Source organism: Corallococcus sp. CA047B, assembly GCF_003612065.1.
Lineage (GTDB): Bacteria > Myxococcota > Myxococcia > Myxococcales > Myxococcaceae > Corallococcus > Corallococcus praedator.
This window is the reverse complement of sequence record NZ_RAWD01000027.1, coordinates 16,707-30,072: the sequence shown is the minus strand read 5'-3', so window position 1 is coordinate 30,072 and position 13,366 is coordinate 16,707. Positions and strand designations below refer to the sequence as shown.

The 13,366-nt window shown below is 71.7% G+C and carries 13 protein-coding genes; 8 read left to right on the top strand and 5 right to left on the bottom strand.

Going from position 1 to position 13,366, the window contains the following annotated elements:
- Positions 1-3 precede the first annotated feature (3 nt).
- From D7X74_RS07205 to D7X74_RS07185, 5 genes are all read left to right on the top strand, one after another.
- Positions 4-738: an ATP-binding cassette domain-containing protein gene (locus tag D7X74_RS07205; protein ID WP_120532180.1), complete on the top strand. Its 735-nt coding sequence runs from the start codon at positions 4-6 to the stop codon at positions 736-738.
- Positions 735-1,907, top strand: a complete 1,173-nt coding sequence (locus D7X74_RS07200) for an ABC transporter permease (protein ID WP_120532179.1) — start codon at positions 735-737, stop codon at positions 1,905-1,907. The genes D7X74_RS07205 and D7X74_RS07200 overlap by 4 nt, the downstream gene beginning before the upstream one ends.
- Before the next feature lie 106 nt (positions 1,908-2,013).
- A complete protein-coding gene (locus D7X74_RS07195) occupies positions 2,014-3,087 on the top strand; it encodes a DUF2804 domain-containing protein (protein ID WP_120532178.1) in 1,074 nt (357 codons plus the stop codon).
- On the top strand, positions 3,088-3,345 hold the full coding sequence (locus D7X74_RS07190) for a hypothetical protein (RefSeq protein WP_199741782.1): 258 nt from the start codon (positions 3,088-3,090) through the stop codon (positions 3,343-3,345).
- Positions 3,346-3,429: 84 nt separating this feature from the next.
- Positions 3,430-4,521 carry a zinc ribbon domain-containing protein gene (locus D7X74_RS07185; protein WP_147446488.1) on the top strand — a complete coding sequence of 364 codons (1,092 nt, stop codon included), beginning with the start codon at positions 3,430-3,432 and terminating at the stop codon, positions 4,519-4,521.
- Here the strand turns inward: D7X74_RS07185 and D7X74_RS07180 are convergent.
- The 3 genes from D7X74_RS07180 to D7X74_RS07170 form a co-directional block, all read right to left on the bottom strand.
- On the bottom strand, positions 4,513-5,871 hold the full coding sequence (locus D7X74_RS07180; protein WP_120532176.1) for a phosphoenolpyruvate kinase: 1,359 nt from the start codon (positions 5,869-5,871) through the stop codon (positions 4,513-4,515). The two genes, D7X74_RS07185 and D7X74_RS07180, sit on opposite strands and share 9 nt — an antisense overlap.
- Before the next feature lie 16 nt (positions 5,872-5,887).
- On the bottom strand, positions 5,888-8,440 hold the full coding sequence (locus tag D7X74_RS07175; protein ID WP_120532175.1) for a M1 family metallopeptidase: 2,553 nt from the start codon (positions 8,438-8,440) through the stop codon (positions 5,888-5,890).
- Between the two features lie 64 nt (positions 8,441-8,504).
- Positions 8,505-8,699, bottom strand: a complete 195-nt coding sequence (locus D7X74_RS07170; protein WP_120532174.1) for a hypothetical protein — start codon at positions 8,697-8,699, stop codon at positions 8,505-8,507.
- A 143-nt stretch (positions 8,700-8,842) separates the two neighbouring features.
- On the opposite strand from D7X74_RS07170, the gene D7X74_RS42945 reads away from it, so the two are divergent.
- From D7X74_RS42945 to D7X74_RS07155, 3 genes are all read left to right on the top strand, one after another.
- Positions 8,843-9,997: a hypothetical protein gene (locus tag D7X74_RS42945; protein WP_158622194.1), complete on the top strand. Its 1,155-nt coding sequence runs from the start codon at positions 8,843-8,845 to the stop codon at positions 9,995-9,997.
- Positions 9,998-10,108: 111 nt separating this feature from the next.
- Positions 10,109-10,855, top strand: coding sequence for a CHAP domain-containing protein (locus D7X74_RS07160; protein ID WP_147444233.1), 747 nt, complete (start codon positions 10,109-10,111; stop codon positions 10,853-10,855).
- A gap of 225 nt (positions 10,856-11,080) precedes the next feature.
- Positions 11,081-11,836, top strand: a complete 756-nt coding sequence (locus D7X74_RS07155) for a transglycosylase domain-containing protein (protein ID WP_370450722.1) — start codon at positions 11,081-11,083, stop codon at positions 11,834-11,836.
- A 19-nt stretch (positions 11,837-11,855) separates the two neighbouring features.
- Here D7X74_RS07155 and D7X74_RS07150 read toward each other — a convergent pair whose 3' ends face one another.
- Together D7X74_RS07150 and D7X74_RS07145 are read right to left on the bottom strand one after the other, a co-directional pair.
- Complete coding sequence (locus D7X74_RS07150) at positions 11,856-12,812, bottom strand: polysaccharide deacetylase family protein (protein ID WP_120532171.1); 957 nt, start codon at positions 12,810-12,812, stop codon at positions 11,856-11,858.
- Between the two features lie 27 nt (positions 12,813-12,839).
- Positions 12,840-13,310 carry a DoxX family membrane protein gene (locus D7X74_RS07145; RefSeq protein ID WP_120532170.1) on the bottom strand — a complete coding sequence of 157 codons (471 nt, stop codon included), beginning with the start codon at positions 13,308-13,310 and terminating at the stop codon, positions 12,840-12,842.
- Positions 13,311-13,366: the final 56 nt, after the last annotated feature.

Below are 13,366 nucleotides of genomic sequence, written 5' to 3'. Positions count from 1 at the left end.
CCCATGATTGAAGCCAGGAACCTGCACAAGCAGTTCGGCAAGGTGACGGCGGTGGAGGACGTGACGTTCACCGCGGAGGACGGCGTCATCACCGGCCTGCTGGGCCCCAACGGCGCTGGCAAGACGACGACGCTGCGCATGCTCTACACGCTCATCCGCCCCGACAGTGGCACCGCCACCGTGGACGGCGTGGACGTGGCGAAGGATCCGGAGAAGGCCCGGCGCGCGCTGGGCGTGCTGCCGGATGCGCGCGGCCTCTACCCGCGCCTCACCGCGCGCGAGCACGCCCGGTACTTCGGGGAGCTGCATGGGCTGTCCGGTGCCGCGTTGGATGCGCGCGTGGAGGAGCTGGTGGAGCTGCTGGACATGAAGGACATCGCGGACCGGCGCACGGAGGGCTTCAGCCAGGGCGAGCGCGTGAAGGTGGCGCTGGCGCGCGCGCTGGTGCACGGGCCCCGCAACGTGCTCTTGGACGAGCCCACCAACGGGCTGGACGTGATGGCCACGCGGTCGGTGCGCACGCTGTTGCGCAAGCTCAAGGCGCAGGGCTGCTGCGTGGTGTTCTCCAGCCACGTGATGCAGGAGGTGGCCGCGCTGTGCGACCGCATCGTGGTGGTGGCGCGGGGGCGGGTGGTGGCGGACGGGACGGCGGACGCGCTGCGCGCGAGCACCGGCAAGGACAGCCTGGAGGAAGCCTTCGTGAGCGTGATTGGCAGCGAGCAGGGGTTGCGCGAATGAGGCGGCTGGTCGGGACGGTGCTGCGCAAGGAAGTTCACGACCACCTGCGCGACCGGCGCACGCTGGGCTCCGCGCTGATGTTTCCGTTGCTGGGCCCGCTCGTGTTCCTGGTGATGTTCAACGTGATGGCCTCCTGGTACCGGCAGGACCGGCCGCTGGAGATGCCGGTGGTGGGCCGCGAGCACGCGCCCAGCCTGATGGCCTTCCTGGAGCGCTACGGCGCGAAGCTTTCGGAAGCGCCCACGGACTACGAGGCGCTGGTGCAGGCCGGCAAGCTGGACCTGGTGCTGGTGGTGCCGGACGACTACGCGCAGGACTTCGCCGAAGGGCACACCGCCGCGGTGCGGCTGGTGGTGGACAGCTCGCGCAACAAGGCGCGCCAGTCGGTGCAGCGCGCGCAGCGGATGCTGGCGGTGTATTCGCAGCAGACGGGCAGTCAGCGCCTGTTCGCGCGCGGCGTGGCGCCGGAGCTGGCGGTGCCCGTGCGCGTGGACGAGCTGGACCTGTCCACCCCGGAGAAGACCGCGGCCACGGTGCTCACCACCATCCCGCTGTTCCTGGTGATGGCAGCGTTCGCGGGCGGCATGCAGCTGGCCAGCGACACCATGGCGGGGGAGCGCGAGCGCGGCTCGCTGGAGCCCCTGCTGCTCAACCCCGCCCCGCGCGGCGCGGTGGTGGCGGGCAAGTGGCTGGCCACGTGCGCGATGGCGGCCACGGGCGTGATGTTGTGTCTCTTGGGATACTTCCTGGTGGTGAAGCGCGTGCCGCTGGAGGACCTGGGTGTGCGGGCCCGGTTCGACGCGCAGGCCGCGCTGGGGATGCTGGCGGCGGTGCTGCCGCTGGTGCTCGCCGCGTCCGCGGTGCAGATGTGGGTGTCCACGTACGCACGGTCCTTCAAGGAAGCGCAGACGTACCTGTCGCTCCTGATGGTGCTGCCCACGCTGCCGGGGATGCTGCTGGCCCTGTCGCCCATCCAGACGCAGACGTGGATGTTCGCGGTGCCGGTGCTGGGGCAGGAGATGCTCGCCGCGGAGGTGATGCGCGGTGAAACATTGGGGCCGGTGCCCTTCCTGCTCGCGCTCCTGTCGTGCCTGGTGGTGGCGGCGCTGGCCCTGCGCTTCACCACGCGGCTGTTGTCCCAGGAGCGCATCATCTTCGGCAGGAGCTAGCAGGCAGGCGGGTGGCGGCAGGCCGCCGCCGCGAGTGTCGCCAGGGCGCCGGTTGTCCTTCCGGAGCGCGTGACAGGCGCGGCGAAGTGCCGTCCAATGACCCGTGATGACGCCCGAGCGAGAAGTCGATGCCCTCCTGCCCCTCGCCCCGACTTCGGTGGCCTCCTCGCAAGGGGAGCCTCGGTTCGGGACGTACCAGGGTGAACTGCCCGAAGTGGACCTGCCCCGCCTGCTGGGGAAGTGGGCCCCGGGGCGCACCACGCGCCTGCTCAAGCGCAAGCGCTGGCACTACACCTTCGTCGCCACGCAGGAGGTGGCGGCGCTCTTCGCGGTGGTGGACCTGGGCTACACGGCCAACGCCTTCGCGGTGGCGGTGGACCTGCAGGAGAAGAAGCCCCTGTGCGACGTGAGCTTCCTGGGCGTGCCCGGGCCGCTCGCGGAGGTGAGCGACCGTCCGGGCGCGGGCCTGACGGCGGCGTTCCGCACGCTGGGCGGCAAGATGTCCGTCAAGCGCGGTGAAGCCGACGAGCGCTATCAGGTGGAGGTCGACGTCAGCCGCATGCGCACGCAGTCGCTCCAGACCTTCCAGTGGAAGGGCGAGCTGCTGGTGGCGGGCGGCCCTCCGGCGCTCACCGTCATCGCGCCGGTGGCGGGCGACGGGCTGGTGAACGTCACCCAGAAGCGCAGTGGCCTGTTGGCCTTCGGCAGCCTGGAGGCGGGCGGCAAGCGCTTCCGGTTGGATGGCGGCGTGGGCGGCATGGACTACACGCAGGGCTATCTGGCGCGGCACACCGCCTGGAGATGGGCCTTCGCGGCGGGCCGGCTGCCGGACGGCACGCCCGTGGGCATCAACCTGGTGGAGGGCTTCAACGAGGGCGCCACCGAGGCCAACGAGAACGCCATCTGGCTGGGAGACAAGCTCTACCCGGTGGGCCGCGCGCGCTTCGAATACAACGCGAAGGAGCTGCTCGACCCCTGGCGCATGACGACGGACGACGGCGCGGTGGACCTGCGCTTCAAGCCCATCTACGTGCACCGCGAGGAGCGCAACCTGCGCCTCATCGTGAGCCACTTCGCCCAGCCCGTGGGCTTCTTCGAGGGCACGGTGCGCGTGGGCGGCCGTGAGCTGGCGCTGTCCAACGTCCCGGGCGTCAGTGAGGACCAGGACATGCTCTGGTAGGTGCGGCCGTGGGGTGACGCGGATCCGGTGGCGCAGGACTTCCGCGCGGCCTTCGGCCTGGGGACGGATGACAAGAGCATCGGGCTGCTCGACATCGACGGGGTGAACATGGTGGCCATCCAGGCGCTGGCGCGGCGCACGCAGGAGCTGCATGCGAAGAGCGCGGAGGTGGACACGCTCAAGGCGGAGATGGCGGAGCTGAAGCGCAGCCTGTCCCGGCTGGAAGCGGTCGTGCATGCGCGCGGCGCGAAGCCCTGACCCCGTCGCCATGATTCAGGGAAGCACCAGGGGCGCGGTGTAGGCTTTCGCGCTCCTGTTCGCCTTCGAGGAGGACTCCGCGCCATGTCCTGCCCGCACTGTGGTCAGCCGCTGCCTGAAGACCCGCCGTCGCGGACGTGTCCGCACTGTGGTCGGACCGTGACGCGGGCCGGGGACGCGCCGGAGTCGCCGGTGATGGATGACGTGGCCCAGAAGGCGCAGCGGGCCGTGGACTCGGCGGGCCGCGCGGTGCAGGGCGTGCTGGACGACCCCCGGCTGCGCGAGCGACTGCCCGGGGGCTCGCTGCCGCTGCTTGGCGCGGGGCTGGTGTCGGCCGCGGTGTTGGTGCCGGTGCTGCCCTTTGTCGGCGGGGGCCTGGACCTGCCGTGGGCGGCGTTGATGCTGGTGGCGGCCGGGATGCTGGGCGCGCGCGAGTGGAGCGCCGCGGGCAGGCCGCTGCCGGACGCGCTCAAGCCGGTGGTCGGGTGGGCCGCGCATCCGGCGTTCCTGCCGATGTTCACCGCGCTCACCGTGACGCAGGCGTTCCTGTCACTGGGGTTGGGCGTGGCCGCCCTCTTGTGGGTGCTGGCGGCGCTGGTGGTGGGCTCCGTGCAGTGGCGCTCGTTCCGGGCGTCATCCGCGGCGCAGGAGGAGCTGCCCCGGCGTCCGGCGGAGGTGCGGCTGAAGCGGTGGGTGTTCGCGGGCGTGGCCGCGTGCGCGCTGGGCCTGCTGCTGCCGTGGAGCGCGTGGTCCGGTTCGCTGGTGCCCACGGCCTATCTGCAGCGCGAGCGCACCATCACGATTGACGACAACTTCGGTCGGGAGATCCACGACGACCCTCAATGGAAGTTCAACACGCTGGTGTTCCCCTCCACGCGCGGAGGCGCGAGCGGTCGGGGCCGGATGGGCGCGACGGGCGTGGTGCTGGGGTTGCTGGCGCTGGGCGTGCTGGCGTCGGTGCGGCGTGCGCGTCAGGCGGTGCCCACGGGGGTGGCGCCGGTGCTCGCCGGGCTCATCACCTTCTGGGCGTTGACGGGCCTGTCGGCGAGGCCCGGGCCGTGGCTGTTCCTCTTGGGCATCCTCGCGGTGGACGTGGCCGTGGCGCGCGAGTGGCTGGGGCACCGGGGCGCGGTGGGACGGCCTCCGGAGCCCCCCGAGCCTCGGGCGTCAGCGTGACGGGGCCGCGCGGGCCTGGACGATGGCGCGGAAGGAGCGGCCGTGCAGCTCCTCCAGCGTCAGGCCGGTGGCGCGGACCTCTTCCTCGGTGAGGGCGCCGCACGCGAGGCCGCGCAGGAAGAAGTTGAGCAGGCCCTGGCCGGTGGCGGCGTCGTCGAACACGCCTCCGAGCATCGTGGCCTGGGCGGCCTTGTCCACGAACGCCTTGAGGCGCTGGGACGACGGCTCCAGGCCCTCCAGGAAGAAGGCGTAGACGGCGGCGTAGCGCACGGGAATCTGGGCGGGGTGCAGGTCCCAGCCCTGGTAGTACGCGCGCTCCAGCGAGTGGCGCGTGTTGCGGTAGGCCAGCTGCCACGCGCGGTGCACGGCGTCGGTGTTCTCGCGCTGCTGGGTGGGCAGCAGCGGGGTGTCGCCCTGCTTGCGGTGCGGGCCCACGGGCATGACGGTGGTGGCGCCGTCGGACAGGCGCACGCCGGTGCCGGCGAGGAGCACCTGCACGGTGTCGCGCAGGAAGTCACAGGCGGGGTGGAGCATGCCCTGCACGTGCGCGCTGACGTTGAGGGCGGCGGTGTAGTCGTAGGCGCCCAGGTGCACGTGGGAGCAGCGGCCCTCGCCAGCCTCCACGAGGGAGAGCAGATGGGGCCGGCCGCGGGAGTCGAAGAGGGCCTGGGGGGTCTCCACCATCAGCTCCAGCATCAGCGCGCCGGAGGGCAGGCCGTGAGCGGACTCCAGCTCCGACAGCAGGTGTGCCAGGGCGGTCACCTGTTCGGGCACGGTGACCTTGGGCAGTGTGACGACGAAGGACGGTGGGAGCCTGCCGCCGGTGTGCTCCAGCAGGGCGGTGACGAAGAGGTCCAGGGTGCGGGAGGAGCGGGCGTACAGCTCCTCGGTGAAGGACTTCACGCGGATGCCGATGAACGGGGGCAGGGTGCCCTGCTCCAGGCCGCGAGCGACCTCCTGCGCGGCGGAGAGCGCGTGGGCGTCCTCCTCGGCGTCGGGGCGGTGGCCGTAGCCGTCCTCGAAGTCCAGGCGGAAGTCCTCCACGGGCTCGCGCTCCAGCTTGTCCACGACGCGGGCGTAGACGCGCTGGGCGAAGCCGCCGCGCTGGGGCAGGCCCAGACCATGGGCGAGGTGCGCGCCGTCGGGCGCGTGGTCGCGCAGGGACGCGAGGGCGAGGTCGCCCATCTTCCGCGCCGTGTTGGCACGGAAGAGGTGGGCGCCGCCGTACACGGTGTGCACCGGCTGTCGCTGCGAGGATTCGCCCGGGTACACGCGGGCGAACGCCGTGTTGGCGCGGCGCAGGGCCTCGCGGGAGGCGGCGGAGCGTTCGGGCGTGAGCGTGGTCTTCATGGGCTGCCGGATATCATCACGGCCGCCGCTTCAGCCACGCGGAGACCTCCGGGGCCACGCGCTCGCGCAGCGCCACGTCCTGCGTCAGCCGCTCCAGCGTCTGCGCCGTGGCCTGCTGCGCCTCAGGGACCGGGTTCGCCTGGAGCAGGGCCTTCACCTGCTCCAGGTGATCGCGCGTGCGCAAGAGGCCCAGGCCTTCCACCACCCGGCGCAGCAGCATGGGCGCCGCGCCCGTGCGCGCGACCAGGTCCTTCCAGCGCGCCTGCAACTGCCGCCACCACGCGTCGCGCCCGGTGCGGTTGCCCAACAGGCCCGTCGCGAAGCTCGCCACGTCCTGCGTCTTCACCGTCTCCGAGAACAACAGCGCCTGCGCCCGCTCCGTCAGCTTCGGATCCTCGAAGGACGTGAGCGCCATCAGGTAGCGACGCTGCGTCGCCGGATCCGGCTCCGTCGGCATCCGCTTGAGCAGCTCGTCGAACAGCGCCGCGTCCCCCGCCCGCGCCACCATGCCCACCGCCGTGTCCAGCAGGTTCGCGTCCAGCGCCGCCTTGTCCCCCTGGAGCATCTTCGCCACCAGCGGCCGTGCCTCCGCCAGCGTCTCCGGGCTGCGCGCCAGCCCACCCACCGCGCGCACCAGCGCCGCCCGGCGCAGCCGCACCCGGTCCTCTTCTCCCTTCAAGGACTGCCAGCCCAGCTTCTTCAGCCCGCCGCCGAGCAGCGACTCCACCCACCGGCGGAAGCGCTCCTGGTCCTCGCCCTCCGTCAGCCGGTTCTCGATGTACCCGAGCCGCCCGACGAGCTCGTCCAGCACCGCCTCGTCCTCCTCGTCGCCGAAGCGCCCCGCCAGGTCCAGCAGGTCCGCCACCGGCGCCTGCCCCGCGCGCACCAGCGCCCAGGTGTCCGCCAGGAGCGAGATGCGCTCCGACGGCGCCAGCGTCCCCAGGTTCGCCGCCAGCCTGTCCAGCGCCGGCTTCTCGTACGCCACCCGGTAGAAGCCCGTGGAGCCGCCGTTGGCGCACAGCCACTTCACCTCGCCCGTGCCGTCCAGCGTCACCGTCGTGCGCGCGTCGCGGAACAGCACGCGCTGCTCACGCACCCCGGCGCCGTCCTCGAAGCGCAGCACCATGGGCACCGGCCACGTCTCCGGGCTCTTCACCCCCGGCTCCGAATAGAAGCGCCGCTGCGTCAGCTCCACCTTGCGCCCCTCCACCTTCACCGACACCAGCGGGAAGCCGCTCTGGCCAATCCACGCCGTGGCCAGCTCCGACACCGGCTGCTTCGCCGCCTCGCCCAGCGCGTTCCACAGGTCGTCCTTCACCGCGTTCGCACGCGCGTGCTTGCGCATGTACAGCCGGATGCCTTCGCGGAAGGGTCCCTCGCCCAGGAACCCCTCAATCATCCGCAGCACCGCGCCGCCCTTCTCATACGTGATGGCGTCGAAGCTCTCACCCGCCTCGCCCGCGTTGCGCACCTCACCGTGGATGGGGTGCGTGGACTTGAGCGCGTCCAGCGCCAGGGCGCTCGCCCGGTGCGCGTCGAAGTCCAGCCACATGCGCCATTCCGGCCGCCACTGGTCCACAATCTTGAACGCCATCCACGTCGCGAACGCCTCGTTGAGCCAGAGGTCGTCCCACCACACCATCGTCACCCAGTTGCCGAACCACTGGTGCGCCAGCTCGTGCGTCACCACCTCCGCCACCCGCTTCTGCACCGACAGGGGCGCGGTGGCCGGATCCAACAGCAGCGCCACCTCCCGGTAGGTGATGAGGCCGGCGTTCTCCATCGCGCCCGCCTCGAAGTCCGGGATGCCCACCTGGTCCACCTTGCCAAAGGCATACGGCAGCCCGAAGTACTCCTGCAGCCGGGGCAATACTTGAAGGGCCGCGTCCTGACCGAACTTCGCCAGGTGCGCCTTCTCCTTCAGCGCCCAGGTGCGCACCGCCACGCCTTCGGCCTTCTCCTCGGGCGTGCCGACGAGCGGGCCCACCACCAGCGCGATGAGGTAGCTGCTGAGCAGCTCCGTCTCCTGGAACGTCACCTTGCGCAGCGCACCGTCCGCCTCGTCCTTCACCACCTTGCCGTTGCCCAGCACCGTGTGGCCCGGGGGCACGCGCACCGTGAGCGCCCAGTGGGCCTTGAAGGCGGGCTCGTCGAAACAGGGGAACAGGCGCCGGGCGTCCGCGGCCTCGAACTGCGTCGCGGCCACCGCACCCGCCGCGTACAGGCCGCGCAACCCGTCGGAGAAGTGCCCCGTCCACAGCACGTCCAGCGTGGCGGCGCCCGCGGGCAGGGGCGCATCGAAGGTGAACACCACCGTCTCGCTCACCGGCATCACGCGCGCGGACGCGGGCTTGCGCGTGTCATTGCCAGAGCGGAAGGTGACCTCGCCCAGCTCCAGTGCGTTGGCGTGGAGGATGATCTCCGTCGTGGGCTGGGACAGCTCCAGCTCCACGCGCTCTTCGCCCGTGAACGCGCGGCCCTCCAGGTCCAGGGTCACCGTCGCCGTGTAGCGGCGCGGACGGAGGGTGGTGGGCAGGCGGAAGTTCTTGTCGTCGGTGGGATGCGCCATAGGGGCGCGAATCTAGCGCCGGCCGCGCCTTGTGCTCGTGCTCCATTTCCCAGTGTCCGCCGCTTCACGGCGATCCGGCCCGGGCGCCGGGGGGCAAGAGCTGCCGGAACAGGCTCGACTCCCGCTGGAAGAATCCCACCGCGTCCACCCGGGGCCGCAGCGTGGCCGGTGCCCGGAGCGGCACCTCCGTGACGGCGTCGCTCTGGCGGTAGAGCCGCTGCTCGGCCGGGGACAGCCGCGGGTCGCAGGCGAAGCGCACCGGGGGACGTCCATCCCCGCCCTTGGGGGAAGGCCGTACATCGGCCCCGGTGCACCTCCACCGGGCGACATGCTCGTTGGCCGGCGAGCACCCTGGAGGGGGGCGGGTGGCCTTGCCGGGGGGCGCTCGCGCAGACTGCGCGGATGGTCTCCCGTCTGTTCCACGTGGTCCTGTTGGCGCTGGTCACCGTGCTGGGGTTGTCCTTCGCGAACGCGATCTCCGGCGTCACCGTCAGTGGGCTGGAGTGGCTGCTGGGGGCGCTGGCCTTCAAGCCGTTGTCCGTGGCGGAGTCCGGGGTGGTGCGGCGGCTGGCCGAGTGGGGCCTGCTCGCGCTGACCGGCGTGCTGTTGGGTGTGCTGCAGTCGCGCGTGCTGCGGATGGCGGGCCTCCAGGCCTCCGGGTGGGTGACGGCGACGGCGCTGGGCCTCGCGGTGGGGCTGGCCGGTTCACGGGCCCTGGCCATGAGCCTGGGGGTGCCGCAGGCGATGGCGCCCGTGGGCCTGGGCGTGGTGATGGGCCTGGCGCAGTGGTCCGTGCTGCGGCGCGAGGCCCATGGCGCGGTGGTGTGGGTGGCGGCCTGCACGGTGGGCTATGGACTGGCCGGGCCGGCGGCGGCCTGGGGCGAGCGCACCCGGCGGATGGCCATGGCGACGCACCAGCTCTGGCAACTGCCCTCCATCTCCTGGACGACGCAGGCCATCGCGGTGGTGTCGCTCGCGTTGTGCACGGCCATTGGCGCCGCGTTCATCCTCGCGAGCCTGCGCACGCAGGTGCTGCCGGGCCCGCGCTCGCGGATGCCGGGGGCCGTGGCGCAGTGGGCGGTGCTGGGGGTGGTCCTGCCCCTGCTGTTCACGATGGAGGCCCGGGCGAAGTCGGCGGCGGTGCGCTCCAGGTTTCATGAGACGAACAGGCCCAGCCGGATCGTGGAGGTCCCGAGGCCGGCCCCGACTTCGACGGGGATCCGCCCGGGATGCGCCAGCCGTGGCTGCGGGCCGGACATGGCCTTCGATGATGATGACCACGACAGGATGCAGCGCCGGCTCGACCGCGTCACCCAGATCGACCCGGACGACGCCACCTCGGACCTGATGGTTCCGGACGACGCGGAGGCGCTCGGGGCGCCAGACGATGCCTACGGCGACCCGCCGCCGAGGGGAGCGCGGCCGTCCACCCCCGTCGTCCATGACGAGCATCTGTACATCCTGTCCTCCCCGGGGACGCTCAAGGTGCGCGGTTCGGCCCGGTGGAACAACGCCGCATCGGAACCTTCCGAGCCGCTTCCGCCAGCGACGCACTGAACGGCTGCCGGAGCGCGTCGCCAGGGGAAGGGTGCGCCGTTGCCGTGGGTGGGAACTTCCTTGCCCACCGCATGAAGGCGCTGCGGGGGCCGCCCGTCTGGAGGTGGACACGTGGGGCCCCGTGTGGGCCGGGCACGCCCATTGCTCTATCGCGAGCGCATGGGACGAGGCGTGTGGGTGGGCGCGTTGGTGAGCGCGCTGGTGTGGGGGGGCGCGGCCGAGGCCGCGAACAAGGCGACGGCGACGAAGCGGGCCACGCCGGTGGTGCTGGCGGACCGGGCGCTGTGGCGGGCGAAGTCCTGGGTGGGGCTGACGACGCTGGCGTCGGTGAATCCGACGATGAACGACGACTGCTCGGGGATGGCGCGGCTGGCCTTCCAGCAGCGGCGGTTGGACCTGCTGCCGGACGACGTGATGCCGCAGGAGAACGGCGTCACCGCGATCCACCGCAAGGCGCAGGCGCTGGGCATGCTCACGGACGCGCCGACGCCGGGGGCGCTGGTGTTCTTCAAGGAGACGTTCGACCGCAACCGCGATGGGCTCATCAACGATGGGCTCACGCACATCGGCATCGTGGAGCGGGTGGGCGCGGACGGCACGGTGACGTTCGTGCACAAGTCCGGTGGGTTGGTGAAGCGCTCGCGCTTCAACCTCCAGCAGCCGGAAGCGCGCCGGGATGAGAAGGGCCGCGTGGTCAATGACTGGCTGCGCCGCAAGGGGAAGAAGACGCGCGGCTATCTGGCCGGAGAGCTGGTGGCGGGCTTCGCCGCCGTGGACGAGCGCTGGCGCTCGCCCGAGCCGCAGCGGCTGGCCTCCGCCCAGCTCGTGAAGGGTGACGCGACGGGCGCCCGGCGCTAGACACGGCTGGCGATGTCCAAGGTCGAAGCCGAAGGTCCTTCCGAAGCCCCGAACTCCGAGCCCGGCTCGGAGTCCTCCGCCGCGTCCACGGGGTCCGCTGTCTCTGGCGCGACGCCCGCATCCAGCGCTGGGCCTGTGTCCTCTCCGCCATCGCCGCCGGAAGTCCCGCCCGCGCCGTCACGGCGGCGGCGGTGGGGACGTTGGGCATTGGGAGGGCTGCTGCTCGTGGCGCTGGTCGTCATCGCGCACGCGTACGTCACGCTGCCGGATGCGCGGCCGCTGGCGAAGGAGAACCCGAAGACGACGGCGCTGATGGAGCAGCGGGCGGAAGAGGCGCGCGAGGCCGGACGCAAGCCTCGCCGGCGTCAGCAGTGGGTGCCCCTGTCCGCCATCTCCAAGCCTGCGGTGGACGCGGTGCTCCTCTCCGAGGACGCGAGCTTCTACCTGCACGACGGCGTGGACACGGTGGAGCTGGCGCGCGCGGTGGGGCAGGCGGTGGAGGAGGGGAAGCTGGGCCGGGGCGCGTCCACGCTGACGCAGCAGTTGGCGAAGAACCTCTGGCTGTCCACGGACCGCAGCCTGTTGCGCAAGGCGAAGGAGCTGATGCTGGCCCACCGGCTGGAGGAGGCGCTCACCAAGCAGCGCATCCTCACGCTGTACCTCAACGTCGTGGAGTGGGGGAACGGCGTGTATGGCATTGAAGCCGGGGCGCGGGAGCACTTCGGCGTGTCCGCGTCCCAGCTCACCGTGGCCCAGGGCGCGGTGCTCGCCTCGATGTTGCCGTCTCCGCGCAAGCGCTCACCGTCGAGCGGTTCGAGCGCGCTGTTGAAGCACTCGCACCGCGTGGTGCATGCGCTCAAGGTCTACCGCCGCATCAGCGCGGACCAGGAGGAGGCCGCGCACAAGGAGGTGGACCGGTTGCTCGGCCGCGCATCCGAGGACACCGGTGGCGGGGACGACGCGGAAGAGGACGCTCCCTAGCGGGAAGTGCTGGTGGCCCTCAGGTCCCGGCCTGCTCCAGCGTCCAGCGCGCCAGTTCATCCTTCCGCGCGAACCAGACCCCGGGCTGGCGCTGGGCGTAGCGGATGAACTCCTCCAGCATCTTCACGCGCCCCGGCCTGCCGGAGATGCGGTCGTGCATGCTCACGGACATCATCCGGCGGCGCCCACCCGCTTCGGCATACAGCGCGTCGAACTCGTTCTTGAGCTCGCTGGCGAACTGCTCGGCGGTGTAGTTGCGCGACTCGAAGTTGATGATGTCGTTCATGCCCAGCGTGTAGGGCACCACCGCGAAGGGCTTGCCCCGCACGTCCACGACGAAGGGCTCGTCCCGGCTTACGTCGTCAATGTGATACAGGAAGCCCAGGTCCTGGAGTATCTCCAGCGTCCGGGGCGTGCCCCGCATCCAGAAGGCATTGAAGCCCACCGGCGTCTGTCCCGTGGCGCGCTGGATGGCGCGCACGTTGGCCTCGTAGGAGGCGCGCTCCTCCTCGGGCGTCATGGAGAACTGCGGCGTCCACGTCTGGCCATGCGCGGCGGCCTCGTGCCCCCGCTCCACGATCTCCTTCGCCAGCGCGGGGGTGCGCTCCACCGCCTGCCCCACCATGTGCGAAGTCACCCGGATGCCCCGCCGCGCGAACATCTCCAGCAGGCGCGGGATGCCCTCCTTCACGCCGTACTCGTACCAGGTGGCCGCGGGCAGGTCGGGGTACTTCGGGTCGATGGGCGGGAACGGACTGCTCGCGCCGCGCTCGGGCTGTGCGCCGGATTCGAACTGGAGCGACAGGGAGATGGCCAGACGTGCCCCATCGGGCCAGAAGCCCTTCTTCGTGGAGGCGGTCTGCTCCTTCTTGCCGCGCGTGGGAACCTCCGGCGCGCCAGCGCTCGCGGTGCGGGACATGGCGAGCGCGCCAGTGGCCAGGGCGCTCTGTGAGAGGAATTGACGTCGGGTGCTCATGGAGGGCTCCAGGGAAGGGGATGGGATTCAGGACACTGGATGGGACGTGGCGACCGGGGCGGGCAGGCGCAGCCGGTCCAGGGACAGCCGGTTGAAGCGGGCGGTGCCCAGCAGCGCGGCGTAGAAGCCGACGTAGAGCATCTGCACGCTCAGCGTCTCCCACTCCCCGCGCAGCGCCGTCCCGAACACAAGCGCCATCATCAGGAGCCCTCCGGCGGCGAGCACGGGGCGCGTCAGCAGGCCGACCAGGAGCAGCGCGCCCACGAGCGTCTCCGCGAAGGGCAGCACGAGCGCGAAGGGGCGCACCAGCGCCGTGGGCATCAGGGAGCCCGCGAAGGCCTTGACCAGGCTGTCGGCGAAGGCCCCGGGGCCGCCCACCAGTCGGAGGACTCCGTGCAGCAGGATATTGAGGCCCAGGGTGACGCGCAGCAGGGCGTAACCGGCCTCGCCGTCGGTGAGGCCGAACAGGTGGGGCGTTTCGGTGGGAAGCGTTCGCATGGGTTCTCCTCCGGGAAGACGCGGTGGGCGTCCCGAGGCCCTTCTCTTGCGCCCCG

What these genes read in the sequence shown, in the direction of transcription:
- D7X74_RS07205 (WP_120532180.1), top strand. Translation starts at nt 4, where the DNA reads ATGATTGAAGCCAGGAACCTGCACAAGCAGTTCGGCAAGGTGACGGCG.
- D7X74_RS07200 (WP_120532179.1), top strand. Translation starts at nt 735, where the DNA reads ATGAGGCGGCTGGTCGGGACGGTGCTGCGCAAGGAAGTTCACGACCAC.
- D7X74_RS07195 (WP_120532178.1), top strand. Translation starts at nt 2,014, where the DNA reads ATGACGCCCGAGCGAGAAGTCGATGCCCTCCTGCCCCTCGCCCCGACT.
- D7X74_RS07185 (WP_147446488.1), top strand. Translation starts at nt 3,430, where the DNA reads ATGTCCTGCCCGCACTGTGGTCAGCCGCTGCCTGAAGACCCGCCGTCG.
- D7X74_RS07180 (WP_120532176.1), bottom strand. Translation starts at nt 5,871, where the DNA reads ATGAAGACCACGCTCACGCCCGAACGCTCCGCCGCCTCCCGCGAGGCC.
- D7X74_RS07175 (WP_120532175.1), bottom strand. Translation starts at nt 8,440, where the DNA reads ATGGCGCATCCCACCGACGACAAGAACTTCCGCCTGCCCACCACCCTC.
- D7X74_RS42945 (WP_158622194.1), top strand. Translation starts at nt 8,843, where the DNA reads ATGGTCTCCCGTCTGTTCCACGTGGTCCTGTTGGCGCTGGTCACCGTG.
- D7X74_RS07150 (WP_120532171.1), bottom strand. Translation starts at nt 12,812, where the DNA reads ATGAGCACCCGACGTCAATTCCTCTCACAGAGCGCCCTGGCCACTGGC.
- D7X74_RS07145 (WP_120532170.1), bottom strand. Translation starts at nt 13,310, where the DNA reads ATGCGAACGCTTCCCACCGAAACGCCCCACCTGTTCGGCCTCACCGAC.